The sequence below is a fragment of the Acinetobacter sp. YH12086 genome (assembly GCF_013419345.1).
Lineage (GTDB): Bacteria > Pseudomonadota > Gammaproteobacteria > Pseudomonadales > Moraxellaceae > Acinetobacter > Acinetobacter amyesii.
In genome coordinates this window covers 17,110-31,188 of sequence record NZ_VPAF01000007.1, presented here as the reverse complement: position 1 = coordinate 31,188, position 14,079 = coordinate 17,110, and the positions used below count along the sequence as shown (strand labels likewise).

Annotated in this window: 15 protein-coding genes; 12 read left to right on the top strand and 3 right to left on the bottom strand. The window is 43.1% G+C overall.

Annotated elements, in window-relative coordinates; all coding sequences use genetic code 11:
• Positions 1–152 precede the first annotated feature (152 nt).
• The 5 genes from leuA (at position 153) to rdgB (ending at position 5,022) form a co-directional block, all read left to right on the top strand.
• Positions 153–1,850, top strand: a complete 1,698-nt coding sequence (gene leuA / locus FTU29_RS09510; protein ID WP_111884051.1) for a 2-isopropylmalate synthase — start codon at positions 153–155, stop codon at positions 1,848–1,850.
• A 104-nt stretch (positions 1,851–1,954) separates the two neighbouring features.
• Positions 1,955–3,115 (top strand): homoserine O-acetyltransferase, encoded by a 1,161-nt coding sequence (locus FTU29_RS09505; RefSeq protein ID WP_078192713.1) that lies wholly within the window; start codon positions 1,955–1,957, stop codon positions 3,113–3,115.
• Entirely contained in the window at positions 3,115–3,708 is a 594-nt protein-coding gene (gene metW, locus FTU29_RS09500; RefSeq protein ID WP_067763682.1) for a methionine biosynthesis protein MetW, read from the top strand. The genes FTU29_RS09505 and metW overlap by 1 nt, the downstream gene beginning before the upstream one ends.
• Positions 3,705–4,295, top strand: coding sequence for a tetratricopeptide repeat protein (locus FTU29_RS09495; RefSeq protein WP_078189669.1), 591 nt, complete (start codon positions 3,705–3,707; stop codon positions 4,293–4,295). The genes metW and FTU29_RS09495 overlap by 4 nt, the downstream gene beginning before the upstream one ends.
• Before the next feature lie 103 nt (positions 4,296–4,398).
• The gene (gene rdgB, locus FTU29_RS09490) at positions 4,399–5,022 is read left to right on the top strand and encodes an RdgB/HAM1 family non-canonical purine NTP pyrophosphatase (RefSeq protein WP_078192870.1); all 624 of its coding nucleotides are present in this window, start codon (positions 4,399–4,401) and stop codon (positions 5,020–5,022) included.
• A gap of 395 nt (positions 5,023–5,417) precedes the next feature.
• Here the strand turns inward: rdgB and FTU29_RS09485 are convergent, their stop codons facing one another.
• Positions 5,418–6,299: a permease gene (locus FTU29_RS09485; RefSeq protein ID WP_180121662.1), complete on the bottom strand. Its 882-nt coding sequence runs from the start codon at positions 6,297–6,299 to the stop codon at positions 5,418–5,420.
• A gap of 141 nt (positions 6,300–6,440) precedes the next feature.
• Between FTU29_RS09485 and tatA the strand changes: the two genes are divergently transcribed.
• The 4 genes from tatA to FTU29_RS09465 all read left to right on the top strand — a co-directional run bounded on the left by tatA (position 6,441) and on the right by FTU29_RS09465 (position 10,356).
• Positions 6,441–6,662: a Sec-independent protein translocase subunit TatA gene (gene tatA, locus FTU29_RS09480; protein WP_180010203.1), complete on the top strand. Its 222-nt coding sequence runs from the start codon at positions 6,441–6,443 to the stop codon at positions 6,660–6,662.
• A 12-nt stretch (positions 6,663–6,674) separates the two neighbouring features.
• Positions 6,675–7,151 carry a Sec-independent protein translocase protein TatB gene (gene tatB / locus FTU29_RS09475; RefSeq protein WP_180121530.1) on the top strand — a complete coding sequence of 159 codons (477 nt, stop codon included), beginning with the start codon at positions 6,675–6,677 and terminating at the stop codon, positions 7,149–7,151.
• Complete coding sequence (gene tatC, locus FTU29_RS09470) at positions 7,148–7,918, top strand: twin-arginine translocase subunit TatC (protein WP_180113544.1); 771 nt, start codon at positions 7,148–7,150, stop codon at positions 7,916–7,918. The genes tatB and tatC overlap by 4 nt, the downstream gene beginning before the upstream one ends.
• Before the next feature lie 221 nt (positions 7,919–8,139).
• Positions 8,140–10,356, top strand: coding sequence for a PhoX family phosphatase (locus FTU29_RS09465; protein ID WP_180121528.1), 2,217 nt, complete (start codon positions 8,140–8,142; stop codon positions 10,354–10,356).
• Between the two features lie 41 nt (positions 10,357–10,397).
• Here the strand turns inward: FTU29_RS09465 and FTU29_RS09460 are convergent, their stop codons facing one another.
• The gene (locus FTU29_RS09460) at positions 10,398–11,177 is read right to left on the bottom strand and encodes an NRDE family protein (protein ID WP_168377878.1); all 780 of its coding nucleotides are present in this window, start codon (positions 11,175–11,177) and stop codon (positions 10,398–10,400) included.
• 93 nt (positions 11,178–11,270) lie between these two features.
• Here FTU29_RS09460 and lgt point away from each other — a divergent pair, with 93 nt between their 5' ends.
• The 3 genes from lgt (at position 11,271) to FTU29_RS09445 (ending at position 13,001) form a co-directional block, all read left to right on the top strand.
• A complete protein-coding gene (lgt, locus tag FTU29_RS09455) occupies positions 11,271–12,083 on the top strand; it encodes a prolipoprotein diacylglyceryl transferase (protein WP_180007176.1) in 813 nt (270 codons plus the stop codon).
• Positions 12,084–12,239: 156 nt separating this feature from the next.
• Positions 12,240–12,632 (top strand): hypothetical protein, encoded by a 393-nt coding sequence (locus FTU29_RS09450; RefSeq protein WP_180121526.1) that lies wholly within the window; start codon positions 12,240–12,242, stop codon positions 12,630–12,632.
• Entirely contained in the window at positions 12,633–13,001 is a 369-nt protein-coding gene (locus FTU29_RS09445) for a hypothetical protein (protein WP_180121524.1), read from the top strand.
• A 21-nt stretch (positions 13,002–13,022) separates the two neighbouring features.
• On the opposite strand, the gene FTU29_RS09440 is transcribed toward FTU29_RS09445, so the two are convergent.
• Entirely contained in the window at positions 13,023–13,535 is a 513-nt protein-coding gene (locus FTU29_RS09440) for a peptidoglycan amidohydrolase family protein (RefSeq protein ID WP_168377881.1), read from the bottom strand.
• Positions 13,536–14,079 lie beyond the last annotated feature (544 nt).

The following is a 14,079-nucleotide window of genomic DNA, read 5'->3' as shown; positions in this document are numbered from 1 at the left end:
TAAGTCATGTGAATCTTTACAGATTTATTTCGACTTTCGACTAAAGACTCCGATATTAAACTTGTAAATTGCTAGAATAGACACAATCTATATAAGTAGTACCTTGCCGTTTATCCACGACATTTATCCACGGTGCTATAAGGAGTTTTCACATGATGTTGGCAGATCCAAGCAAAAAATACCGTCGCATGTACCAACGTGTAGACTTACCAGACCGTCAATGGCCAAATAACGAAATCAATAAAGCGCCGATCTGGATGAGTACCGACCTTCGTGACGGTAACCAAGCGATCTTCGAGCCAATGAACATTGAACAAAAGTTTAAAATGTTCCAAATGCTTGTGAAAATTGGTTTCAAACACATTGAAATCGGCTTCCCTTCTGCATCACAAATCGACTTTGATTTCACCCGTTTGTTGATCGAAGGCGGTCATATTCCTGATGATGTGTACATCGAAGTTTTGGTTCAAGCACGTGATCATTTGATTCAACGTACATTTGAATCTTTACAAGGTGCAAAACGTGCCATCGTGCATATCTACAACTCAAACTCTCCAACCTTCCGCAATAAAGTGTTGAATGTTGATGTTGCTGGTGCAAAACAATTAGCGATTAATGCCGCAACGAAAGTCAAAGAATACGCTGCAAAACAGCCTGAAACTGAATTTGTATTCCAATACAGTCCAGAGTGTTTTACTGCAACAGAATTAGAAGTTGCTAAAGATGTCTGTGATGCGGTCACTGAAATTTGGGAAGCATCTCCAGAGAACAAAGTGATTTTAAACTTGCCTGCAACGGTTGAAGTTTCAGGTCCGAACGTCTATGCAGACCAAGTGGAATGGATGCACCGTAACATTCAACGCCGTGACGGTGTGATTATTTCTGTGCACTGTCATAACGACCGTGGCTGTGGTATTGCCGCTTCTGAGTTGGCCATTATGGCTGGTGCTGACCGCGTCGAAGGTTGTGTGTTTGGTAACGGTGAACGTACAGGTAACGTGGACGTTGCAGCGATTGCATTGAACATGTATACCCAAGGTGTTGCGCCAAACTTAGATTTCTCAAACATTAACGAAATCATTTCAATCATTGAAGAATGCACAGGCTTGCCGGTACACCCTCGTCATCCGTATGCTGGTGATTTGGTCTTCACCGCGTTCTCTGGTTCACACCAAGATGCCATTAAAAAAGGTTTCGAGTTCCAAAAGAACGAAGAAATGTGGGATATGCCTTATTTGCCAATCGACCCGAAAGACTTGGGCCGCGACTATGATGCCGTGATTCGTGTCAACTCACAGTCTGGTAAAGGCGGTATTGCGTACTTGTTAGAATCAAATTACAACGTGGTTTTGCCTCGTCGTATTCAAATTGAGTTCTCGCAAATCGTACAGCAAAAAACAGATGAAGACGGTACCGAAATTTCTGCGCAAGCGATCTGGTCATTGTTTAAAGACACTTATGTGGCTGCCAAAGATACGCATTATGCGGCGAAAAACTACCGCTTACATGATGAAAATGGCAAACAAGTCATTGAGCTTGATGTCGAAGTGAACGGTGAGATCCAGCAATTACGTGGTGAAGGCAACGGCCCAATATCTGCCATCTTAAATGCCTTGCAGTTGCCGATTGATGTCTTGAACTATGAAGAACGTAGCATCAGTTCAGGCGCACATGCTAAAGCCTTGGCTTTAATTGAGCTTCAAGTGAAAGGCACAGGTAAGTCTGCATTCGGCGCAGGTGTGCATGACAATATCGTGACCGCATCTATCGAGGCGATTATTGCCAGCACTAACCGTTTAATTGAACAAGGTGTTTTGAGTACTGAACAAGTGATTGCTGCTGCAGTCTAATTCAATGGTATAAATATCAAATAGCAATAAAATGACTTTAGAAGGATACCCTCAAGTGGTATCCTTTTATTATTCATACTAAAGATTTAAGGCGAATTATTCCTGTGTCTTTTCCAGCTGACTCAGTGGGCTTAGTTACCCCACAAAAGTTTATTTTTGAAGAGCCGTTAGAGCTCGAATGCGATCGCATACTCCCACGTTTTGAGCTCATGGTTGAAACTTATGGCGAACTGAATGCGGACAAATCCAATGCCATTTTGATTTGTCATGCTCTGTCAGGCCATCACCATGCAGCAGGTTATCATCATGAAGATGACCGTAAGCCGGGTTGGTGGGACGCATGTATTGGACCAGGCAAAGCCATTGATACGTCAAAATTCTTTGTCGTAGCACTAAATAATATTGGCGGCTGTAGCGGTTCTACTGGACCGACCTCTCCAAATCCTGAAAATGACAATCGTCCTTATGGTCCTGATTTCCCATTAGTGACTGTCCGTGACTGGGTCAAAACCCAAGCCATGTTGTCTGATCGTTTAGAAATTCAGCAGTGGTATGCGGTGATTGGCGGCTCTTTAGGGGGCATGCAAGCTCTACAATGGTCTGTGGATTATCCAGATCGTTTACAAAAGTGCGTGATTATTGCGAGTACACCAAAACTGTCTGCGCAAAACATTGCCTTTAACGAAGTGGCGCGTCAGTCGATTTTGTCTGACCCTGATTTCCATGATGGTCGCTATTTAGAAAATGATAGTTATCCTAAGCGAGGTTTGATCTTGGCCCGTATGGTCGGTCATATCACTTACCTCTCTGAAGAAGCCATGAAACAAAAATTTGGCCGTGACTTAAAGTCAGGTAAATTTATGTATGGCTTTGACGTCGAATTCCAAGTCGAAAGTTATTTGCGTTATCAAGGTGAGCAATTTAGCCGTAACTTTGATGCCAATACCTATTTGATCATGACCAAGGCTTTAGATTATTTCGATCCATCACGTGAATATGAGCAATCATTAAAAACCGCGATGTCTAAAACCAAGTGTCAATTTTTAGTTGTTTCGTTTACAACGGACTGGCGTTTTGCCCCTGCTCGTTCGCAAGAAATTGTAGATGCATTAATTAGCAATCATAAGCCTGTGAGCTATGTGGATATTGATGCTGAACAAGGCCATGACTCTTTCTTGTTCCCGATTCCGTTATATGTGAAAAGCTTACGTGCATTCCTAGGCGGTGTAAAACACCTGCAAGAAACACCGAAGGAGACCAACTAATGCGTATTGATCATCAACTGGCTGAACGTTGGATTAAACCAGATTCAAGCGTACTCGATTTAGGGTGTGGTGACGGTGAACTGCTTGCACATATGAGCAAAAAGCACAATATTCGTGCATATGGCTTAGAAATTGATCAAGAAAAGATTGCAATTGCAGTCAGTCGCGGGTTAAATATCATCCAACAGGACTTGAACTTAGGTTTAAGTCGCTTTGCCGACCAGTCTTTTGACTATGTGGTTATGGCACAAGCCTTGCAAGCTGTAGATGCACCAGACGTTCTCTTAAGAGACATGGTGCGTGTGGGGAAACAGGCTATTATTACCTTTCCAAACTTTGCACATTGGAAGACTCGTTCTTTCCTTGCATTAAAAGGAATGATGCCCGTTTCAGACGCGTTACCCTATATGTGGTATAACACGCCCAATATTCATTTATGTACTTTCCGTGATTTTGAAGCGCTGTGTGCTGAAAATAACATCCGGATTATTAACCGACTTGCCGTGAATGGGGATCAACAAGACAGTTTACTCAGTAAACGTCTTCCAAATCTATTTGGTGAAGTCGCAATTTATCGAGTGAGCGCTCTATGAAAAAATTATTATTAAGCACGACGCTACTGATTGGACTTTTTAGCATACAAGCCCATGCGGATTATGTTGCTCCATCATCTTCAGTTTCTAGCCAAGCTGCTCAATATTCAATTATGGATATTCACAGCTTAAGTAAAGCTGCTAAAGCAGGTCAGCCCGGTGCTCAGTTTTACTTAGGCACTAAATATCAACAAGGTAAAGACGTTGCCAAAGATGAACGTCAAGCTTTTGCATGGTATAAGGCTGCTGCTGATCAAGGTTTATCTGCAGCACAGCTTAATGTAGGTCGTATGCTTGCAGATGGCATTGGGACTAAAAAAGATGAAGCGCTTGCTCGTCAATATTTCGAAAAAGCAGCCAGCCGTGGTGATAACCGCGCAAGCTTTAACTTAGCCATGATGGAAGAGCAAAAGAAAAACTACATGGGTGCATACCAATGGTATGAGCTTTCTACCCGTGATGGCATGCTCGACAACAAAGTGATTAGCTTGTCTGAAGGTAAGAAAACGGCATTGGCAGCCAACTTAAGCCAAGACCAAATTCGTCAAGCACGTGACCGTGCAGACAAATGGATTCAAGCACAATAAGTTTTTGAATCTTAAAAAGCACCTTCGGGTGCTTTTTTATTGCCTGTCAACCACAGCATCTTGTTAAAATAGCCTCAAATCTTGTTTTATGGTGAATATTCACATGGCTTCAACTGATTGGTTATCTCAAGGCACTTTGGTGCTTGCAAGTAATAACAAAGGCAAAATTGCAGAATTTGAAAAAATGTTTGCGGAACTGAATTTGCCTGTTGAAGTGATTCCACAAGGTCAGTTGAACATTGAAGATGCCATCGAAGACGGTCTAAGCTTTGTTGAAAATGCCATTATCAAAGCGCGTCATGCGTCGAAAATTTCAGGCAAGCCAGCCATTGCAGATGATTCTGGCATTTGCGTACCTGTGCTTGGTGGCGCACCGGGGATTTACTCTGCGCGCTATGCAGGTGAACATGGCAATGATGCCGCTAACAATGCCAAGTTGCTTGCTGACCTCAAACCACTCCGTAAAGAGGGTGAAGCCATCGAAGGGATGTTTGTATGTGTCTTGGCTTTGGTCCAACATGCAGAAGACCCACTCCCACAAATTTTCCAAGGGATTTGGCGCGGTGAAGTGATGGAAGCAGCACGCGGTGAAAATGGCTTTGGCTATGACCCACTGTTTTGGCTGCCTGAACTAAACGTTTCTAGTGCTGAATTATCAAAAGAAGAAAAAAATAAAATCAGCCATCGTGGTCAAGCGATGAAATTATTTAAAGCAAGTTTGAAATAATTTGAATTGGAGTTAATCTTAATGCCAAAGATTAACTCCAATTCCTGAATAAAAATAGAATAATTATGGCACTTCAACCGATACAGATCATATGCAACGCTTGCCATCACACTTCAACTGAAATCCCAACACGCTCATTTCTTGGTTTTCAAAAAATAAGCTGCCCTCATTGCCATGCGCAACTGACCTACCCGCTCACCTCGGGCTTTCGTACCACTTACGCTATTTTTGCAGTGTTGATCATACTGTCGATCATGCTTAATCTGTCGCAAGGTCAGGTTGGATTTCCAGGCCTGATAGGTATCGCAATGATATACGCCCTCGTGCGTGATTGGCAGATTCGAAAACAGCTCAAGTAGTCGCCCTTTGCGGGCATCTATAATTCACTTTTCATTTTAAAGCGAAAAAAGATGCAAAATTAACCCATAAAAACTGACGACGATGCAGCTCATAATCGTGCCTGAAGCAATATAACGTGCCGAAGTGCCTGTTCCTTGATAATGCGTTTCTAAAGCCACAATATTGGCTGCAGGGGGTAAGCAGAACAGCATGAACATCACCCCAATATATTTCTCGATCTGGGGAATCGGAAGAAAGGCATAACTCAAACTACAGATCACCGCGCCAACGGTGAGTTTCATCGCATAAATACGACTACTGTTCATCAGATCACGCCACTGTACCTTAGTTTGGCGCAGCCACATGCCTAAAACGCACATCCCTGTGAAACTCATTCCAATTTTTGCAGCCTGACACAGCCAATCTAAGAGCTGATGTTCTTCTATATGCTGTAATCCAACTATTCGACAGACACCTGCAATCATCAAGGCAAATACAGGCGGTGACATCGCCACTTTTTGAATCACGCTCGACCATGGGAGTTGGGCTGAACTGACGGCTGTCACGGCCCACATATTGCCAAAGATAGAGCCACCGACATACAGAGCCACCATCGCTGCACTAATTTCAGGGCCAAACAGTGCTAATGCAAAAGGAAAACCCAGCCAAGCTAAGTTCAAATAACTGACACACAAGGCACGTAAACTATCTTTTAACAGCCAGCGAAATAAATAAAACATCAGCACGGCAACACTAAAGCTAAAAAGCATGAGTGCTAAACTTCCTGCTTGATAGAACACCATGTTATAGATGATCACGGCTGGAATAAAACAGCGTGCAAGTAAGCTAGAGAAAATCGATTTGAGCGATGCGGTTCCTGATAATGATGCCAATCCGAGGCCACTTAAAAAACCCAATATCGGAAGAAGAAACGCCACTACACCACCCTCACTGCTCAATCCATGCATAGTAACACTGAACATAAGCTTCGCGGCTGTCTTTAAACTGCAACATCTTGGTCACTTCACTGTCATCTACAACTGCTGAAATGTTGTGCAGACCAACAAGAGGATAACAAGATGGCTGGACTATCGATTTGGCATGTACTGATTTTTGCAATTGTGGTGATTTTACTCTTTGGTACATCAAAACTAAAAAACTTGGGCAAAGATGTCGGCGGCGCGGTCAAAGATTTCAAAAAATCGATGCGTGATGAAGACACAGCAAACACACAGCTTAATGAGCCTCGCACGCTAGAGCATGAAGCTCAAAATAAAACCAATTCCTCAGTTCAAAGCTAAGGAGTTGTCATAATGCTTAATATTGGTATTAGCGAATTACTGGTGTTCAGCATTATTGCGCTGATCGTACTTGGCCCAGAAAAACTGCCTGAAGGTATCCGCTTTGCAGGTAAATGGTACGGGAAAGTTAAACGACTGATCAGTAACGTACAAACAGATATTGACCGTGAACTTCGCATGTCCGAACTTCGTGAAGAAATGCAAAAAGAAATGCAACGTATTCAACAGCTCGAAGCGCGTATGCAGGCGCAGATGAATGAATTGCAACAAACGCAACACCCCATAGAACAGACTGCGCAAAAACAACAAGAAGCAGTCCTACCTGACAATAAAAATTTATCCCCACGTTATCAATACATCGAACGTGGTCAGAGCACGATCTTTGCCATGGTTACCCCCCAAATGAAAATAAAGCACGAAATTAAAACAGATCAAGCTCCTGTATTAAGTTCGACCGATGCATTAGCAGAATATCAGGTGGCCGTATGACAGATCTTTCACTGAACAATTCACAGAACACTGTGCCTGATTTGGAAGAAATGCCGATCACCAAACATTTGGTGATTTTGCGTCGGCATTTGATCAAAATTACAGGGCTCATTTTGATTCTGTTCTTTTGTTTATTACCCTTTGCCAATCAAAGCTATCAATTGATGTCAGAGCCTCTGCGTGCGCAGTTGCCGATGACCTCATCCATGATCGCAACGGATGTGACCGCCACCTTTATGGCGCCGTTTAAGCTAAATTTCTTTGTCGCGCTTATGCTCGCGATGCCTTTCGTGATTTATCAACTTTGGGCCTTCATCAAACCTGCACTGTATGAAAAAGAGCGGCATTTGGCGATGCCCTTATTATTCGGCAGTATCGTCCTCTTCTATGCCGGAATTGCATTTGCCTATTGGGTTGCCCTACCATCCATCCTGCATTTTTTTATGAGTGTTTCCCCTGAAACAGTCGCCCCAATGACGGACATCAATAGTTATTTAAGTTTCTGCTTAAAGCTTTTTTTGGTGTTTGGACTGACCTTTGAAATTCCAATCATCACGTTAATTTTGATTTTGATCGGGGTGGTATCTACTCAAACCTTGGTAGAGAAGCGTCGTTTTATTATCGTCGGCTGTTTTTTTGTCGCCATGTTTGCCACGCCACCCGATGCGCTTTCGATGATCATGTTGGCCATCCCCATGTGGATGCTGTTTGAGCTAGGTTTATTTTTTGGCAAGCTGATTGAAAAACGACGTGCATCTGCACCTTAAACAAACTTATTTTTCGACAATTTTGGTGAGTTTTACACCTAAGAGGCTGAGATAGCCTCTTTTTTTTATGCACCCATTTAATGTTTTGCAATTTTCACGCCGTGAAAGCCAAACGCCTATTTCATCAGTTTGCAACATTAGCTTCAAAGCATTGTCATATTTTATCGATAGTTTTATGTGATCAACTTTTACCCAGCACACCTTTGCCAGGATTTAAATTCATGACAAACATGCCATATAACGAAGATCAAGAACTTGATAACAACACTTCGGATAACCTTCATTTTCGTGACATTTTAGAACAACGCATCAGCCGTCGTAGCTTGATTACCAAGACTGCGAGTGGTGCAGTCGCACTTGCATTGGCATCTTCATTAACGGGGTGTAATGATGACAATGACTCAGATTCAAATAGCAATACCAAACCACCAGTTACCGATCCAAATCAAAAACCGACCAAGTTCAATTTCACACCGGTGAAAAAAAATTTAGACGATATTGTGACTGTTCCTGAAGGCTATCAAGCGCATGTGCTATATGCGATGGGTGACTCGATTAACCCTGCATACCCAGCGTGGGATGATAACAATGTTCCTTCTGGCCCGAGCTTCCAATTCCGCTCTGGTGACTGCCATGACGGTATGAGCTTCTTTGGTTTAAATATCACCTCTGGACGTTATGATGCCAAACAGTCTGACCAAGGTTTGTTGGTGATGAACCATGAATACATCAATCCAACCTTCTTACACCCACAAGGCCCAACCAAAGTAGATGGCCGTCGCCCTGAAGATGAAGTCATCCGTGAAGTCAATGCACACGGTGTTTCTGTGATTCAAATTGAAAAAGACAGCAAGACTCAAGCCGTTAAACTGGTACAAAACTCTCCATTTAACCGTCGTATCACAGCATCGACCGTAATGGACTTTAAAGGCCCAGTTGCAGGCTCAAGCTTAGTTTGCACGAAATTTTCAACCAATGGCCAGCAAACCCGTGGTACACACAACAACTGCGGTAATGGCTATACCCCTTGGGGCACTTACCTGACAACAGAAGAAAACTTCATTGGTTACTTTGCTCGTGCAAAAGACGATGATGCCAAACGTAGTCCGGCTGAAATTGTGGCACTCAACCGTTATGGCCTAAAAGCGGGTGCGAACTCGCGCTATGGTTGGGAAACAGCGATTGGAAGTAATGAGTCTCAAGATTTATATGACCGTTGGTCGGCGAATGTTACCGGTACTCAGGCAGCAGAAGATTATCGTAATGGTCCAAACACCTTTGGTTGGATTGTCGAAATCGATCCATTTGACCGTCGTGAAAACCCCGTAAAACGTACAGCACTGGGTCGCTTTGCACATGAAGACTGCCGTGCAAGTCGCTTACGTGAAGATGACAACCTTGCGTTTTACATGGGCGATGACTCGCGCGGTGAATACATCTATAAATTTGTATCAGACCAAAAATGGAATAAAAAAGATGTCAACGGTGGCTATGCCGCGGGCGACAAATACATGAACAACGGTAAGTTATACGTCGCCAAATTTAACAATGACGGCAAAGGTCAATGGATTGAATTGAGCTATAACGTCAATGGTTTAAACCAAAGCAACAGCGTTTATCCGTTTAGCTCACAAGCAGATGTTCTGACCTTCGCACGTCTTGCCGCAGATGCTGTCGGTGCTACCAAAATGGACCGTCCTGAATGGGTCGCTGTGCATCCAGACAATGGTGAAGTCTATGTGACCCTCACCAATAACTCGAACCGTGGTACGACGCATGCACTAGATGCTGCCAACCCTCGTAACTACACCGACCCTGAAGGTGGTAAAGGCAACGTCAACGGTCATATTATCCGTTTCCGTGAAGATGGGGATACAACCACAGCGCTCAGCTTTACTTGGGATATTTACCTGTTTGGTGCTGAAGCAAAAATGGCGAGCAACATTAACTTATCCGGTTTAAATGACAATAACGACTTGTCATCACCTGATGGGATGTGGTTCGACCCACGTGGTGTGTTATGGATTCAAACCGATGACGGTGCTTATACCGATACCACCAACTGTATGATGCTTGCTGCACTTCCAGGTCAAGTCGGTGATGGCACAAAAGCCACGACATCATCGGGTCAAGAAACCATTGTGGGTGCAAAACTGAATGATGAAAACTTACGTCGCTTCCTGACTGGACCTAAAGAATGTGAAATCACAGGTGTGACGATGACACCTGACTACAAAGCGATTTTTATCAATGTGCAACATCCCGGTGAAGATTCAGCATCCTATTCTGAACCGACCAGCCACTGGCCTGCATCACAAACCAATGCAGCAGCGACTTCACGTCCTCGCTCAGCGACCGTAGTCATCACCCGTAAAGATGGTGGGGTGATTGCTGGCGAAGCGGTAGAACAAGCTCAGCCAACGCAAAAAACCGCATAAGACACCTCTAAAAAATAAGCCGACGAATCGTCGGCTTTTTTTTATGGCTTTAAATGCACTTCTATCTGGGTGATCTGTCCTTGTTGCTCACCCTGCTGCTGTTTTTCCTGCCAATGCCACTGTGAATCCCGCATACACAATAAATTTGAACAGCGGGTGCCATACACCGGACTTTGAATAAAGGTTGAAGACAGCAAATGTTCCATTTCCGCCTGAATCCCAGTATTGGGTAACAATGATGGAATGATTTTACGTTCATCTTCCAAAATATCCCACGCAGCAGCGTCTATATCCGCCTGTGGTTGCTGGCTTTGTAGCATCGGCAAAAATTCTTGCGTGAAACGTTTACGTAAATGTCGGGTCTTTTCCCAATGTTCAGTCATTAAACCATTAGATGTGACATACACCCCTTTGGCTAAGACTTGTGGCGCTTCACCGCGATTACTCATATAAACGGCTTGAGTGGCATCGCCAACGAATAAATTAAAGCCAGCATAATTACATTGGATTTGTTCCAGTGCTTGCGCAAACCGAATGGGCGTTTGCTCAGATTCTAAAAATTGCTGAATCAAAGCGCCACGTGAAGTGGGATATGTGGTCTGATCACGACCATCACGAAAATTGGTCACAATCGCCCAACGCCCTTGAGCGGTTATCCCCATCCATGTTCCACCAGACTGTAAGTCCTGCCCTGCAATAATCGGACTATCTACCCATTGCTTTAGGCCTGCCGTCGGTCGATGATAAAACTCATCACGATTCGAAATCAGGCAGAGTGGCATGTCATCCAAGACCTGCCAAGCAAAAGCCACAATGCACATATTCAACTCTCAATATCTTTACACATTGAATGTACAACATTTTTCAGCACATTAAGCTAAAATCTGTGCAAAACATAATGACAAGGAACAGCAATGCTGACATATCCAAATATCGACCCTGTGGCGATATCACTGGGGCCACTACAAGTTCACTGGTATGGTCTGATGTATTTATTGGCCTTTTTATTTGCATGGGGCTTGGCAAGCTACCGTGCAAAACAACGTGACGGCTGGAACGCAGAAATGGTCTCTGACCTGATTTTCTACGGTGCATTGGGTGTCGTGATTGGTGGACGCTTTGGCTATGTCTTCTTTTATGGTTTCGATCAATTCCTTGCCAACCCACTGTGGCTGTTCCAAGTTTGGACAGGCGGCATGAGCTTCCATGGCGGTTTCCTTGGTGTCATGATTGCCATGTTACTGTGGTGCAAAAAATATAAAATGACCTGGTTTCAAACCCTCGACTTTATTGCACCCTGCGTTCCGACAGGCTTAATGTTTGGTCGTATTGGGAACTTTATTGGTGGCGAACTGTATGGTCGTGCAGTGACTGACCCAAATTTTGCTTTCGGCATGATCTTCCCGACCGATCCACTTCAGTTGGTGCGCCATCCGTCGCAGCTTTATCAAGCCCTCTGTGAAGGTTTAATTCTGTTTATCGTGCTGTGGTGGTTTAGTTCAAAACCTCGTCCACGTTATGCCGTTTCAGCTTTGTTCCTCATCGGATATGGTATCGCACGCTTCACCGTTGAATTCTTCCGTGAGCCGGACAATGGTCAACTGTTCATTGGATGGATGAGTAAAGGTCAGTTCCTGACGGTTCCGATGATTCTGATTGGCCTATGGATGATGTGGTATGCCTACCAGAAAAAAATCTATGACTGGGGTCCACAAAAGAATCACTAATATTTTCTAAATGTCTTTAAGCAAGCGAGGTTTAAGCCTCGCTTTTTTATGCGCTGAAATTTACTCCTTCATACGCATTTACTGGACATGAAGTGACTGAATTAGACAACTGATCTGTGCTAAAGTTTATTCAGCTTATTTTTAAACTATCGATCCATGCTTGAATTTTGGTTTAACCCCAGCGTTTCTGTACTTAAAAAAATCCTGTTTTTTATTGCGATGGTCGTACTGACCGGTGTTCTGTATTGGATGGCCCCCCTAACACTTCAAGCCATTCTCATGTTCATGGGTACAGGCGTGATTTTCCTGATTTGTCGTTATTGCAAGATTTATTTTGCAGCAAAAAACCCAACAGGTTTGCTCTATCGTTTATTGACCTGGATACCGATTGCACTGCTGTTAGCATTGGTTTTTATCAACATGAATAAGGGTGAAATTTTGATTCCGGGTGCTCAAGGCATTGGCTTTATGGCTTTGGCGATCTGCCTGCTCTCCCCGATTTCACTGCTGAATAAAAACGAGAACACTTCGCCCGAAGGTAAAGTTTAAATGCTGACGTTTTGGTACTCTGAGCGCTGTAACCGACAAATCAAGCTCTTCATTTGTATCAGTACCTGTGTGCTTATTTTTCTATGCGCTGAACAAAAACAACTAGATCCCCGCTTTGCGGGCTTCAGTTTAGGGATTGGTTTGATGATTGATCTGCTTTATAAGCTCAGACAAGACAAACTAAAAACACTGTCTCCGTCATTAAAATGCGGTTTGGCTAGTTTGCCAATTTTATGTTTAGTGTGCTTAATTTATTTTCTACTCAATGAGCAACGCTGGATTTTAGCGCTGCAATGTGTGGGCTTTGCTGCAATTGGATTATTTATCGTCTCGATCTACAGTCAGCGTGCAAAAAGGTTTGAAGACTAACCTTTTTTGCAGCCATGGGCTTTAATCTGCTAAGCGGTAATAGCTGTATTTCACATTTGGAGTTCGATAGACCGCATAGCCCGCTTGACGATAATCAGACACCCAGTCCTTACCTGAATATGCTGCGATATGACCATAACGACTACTTTGATTGCGGTCGATAATATAAATATCGCCTTTCTTTGGTCGATCAAACGCTAAATTAATTTTTTGATAACCAATTTTTTGTAATGTGCTGCCCCAGTCTGCTGCAGCAACGGGGTGACCGTTAAAACGTGCCCCAGCGGACTCAAGTGCTAGACGAACACTGCGGGCACATTTCTGAGTACTTCTTTGGCGGGTAATGCCTTGTAAAAATCCAGTCAAACGATCGATATCGATACGCTGACCATTTCGGGATACCACATTTTTAGTCGCTGCTTTTTGAGTGGTATTGGACTTGCCCGTATTTTTACTCGCCTGAGAACGAATTATGATATTTGCCTGAACTGGAGCATGCACTTCACTCAAGTTTACATTGTGATCATAAGCCATTCTTTAACCCACACTCCCGCCTACATTTAGACATTCAAAATTTTAACGAGGGTGATAGTACCGCGTAAATCATGTTTTTTCATGTAAAAAATGTAAGATTTCTTAAACAAATCTTCACATTTAAATACGACCGTCTATTTTTAATTCAAATAGATTTATTTTTGATATCAAACTCTTATTCAGAAATAATAACCCAAAATCATCTCTTCACAATGAGAAAAATCACGTGTATTTTTTAATCAAACTTATCTGTATTTTTTTCAACGCTGCGAATGTAAAATCGCTTAATATGTAAACAATAGAGCTTAAGTTTTCTAAGCTCATGCTTGATTTAACAGACATATTGTCTCGTTAACGCTTGATGTAATTGTTATTAATAGACCTCTTCAACTCAGAAAATCCAGCGCTTGTTGCCTGCAAAATTTTCTCATCACCCAATAAACACCGTATGCTTTTGATTTTTTAAACCCGACCATATTCAAGTGCCCATCGCAGTTCCTTCCTCACGCAAAACAAGCTAATATGTGCCACAAGAAATTTAGCA

Bases quoted from the DNA above. Each gene is read 5' to 3' on its own strand.
- leuA (WP_111884051.1), top strand. From the start codon at position 153: ATGATGTTGGCAGATCCAAGCAAAAAATACCGTCGCATGTACCAACGT.
- lgt (WP_180007176.1), top strand. From the start codon at position 11,271: ATGCTGACATATCCAAATATCGACCCTGTGGCGATATCACTGGGGCCA.
- FTU29_RS09440 (WP_168377881.1), bottom strand. From the start codon at position 13,535: ATGGCTTATGATCACAATGTAAACTTGAGTGAAGTGCATGCTCCAGTT.
- tatB (WP_180121530.1), top strand. From the start codon at position 6,675: ATGCTTAATATTGGTATTAGCGAATTACTGGTGTTCAGCATTATTGCG.
- metW (WP_067763682.1), top strand. From the start codon at position 3,115: ATGCGTATTGATCATCAACTGGCTGAACGTTGGATTAAACCAGATTCA.
- tatC (WP_180113544.1), top strand. From the start codon at position 7,148: ATGACAGATCTTTCACTGAACAATTCACAGAACACTGTGCCTGATTTG.
- tatA (WP_180010203.1), top strand. From the start codon at position 6,441: ATGGCTGGACTATCGATTTGGCATGTACTGATTTTTGCAATTGTGGTG.
- FTU29_RS09465 (WP_180121528.1), top strand. From the start codon at position 8,140: ATGACAAACATGCCATATAACGAAGATCAAGAACTTGATAACAACACT.
- FTU29_RS09460 (WP_168377878.1), bottom strand. From the start codon at position 11,177: ATGTGCATTGTGGCTTTTGCTTGGCAGGTCTTGGATGACATGCCACTC.
- FTU29_RS09495 (WP_078189669.1), top strand. From the start codon at position 3,705: ATGAAAAAATTATTATTAAGCACGACGCTACTGATTGGACTTTTTAGC.
- FTU29_RS09445 (WP_180121524.1), top strand. From the start codon at position 12,633: ATGCTGACGTTTTGGTACTCTGAGCGCTGTAACCGACAAATCAAGCTC.
- FTU29_RS09450 (WP_180121526.1), top strand. From the start codon at position 12,240: ATGCTTGAATTTTGGTTTAACCCCAGCGTTTCTGTACTTAAAAAAATC.
- rdgB (WP_078192870.1), top strand. From the start codon at position 4,399: ATGGCTTCAACTGATTGGTTATCTCAAGGCACTTTGGTGCTTGCAAGT.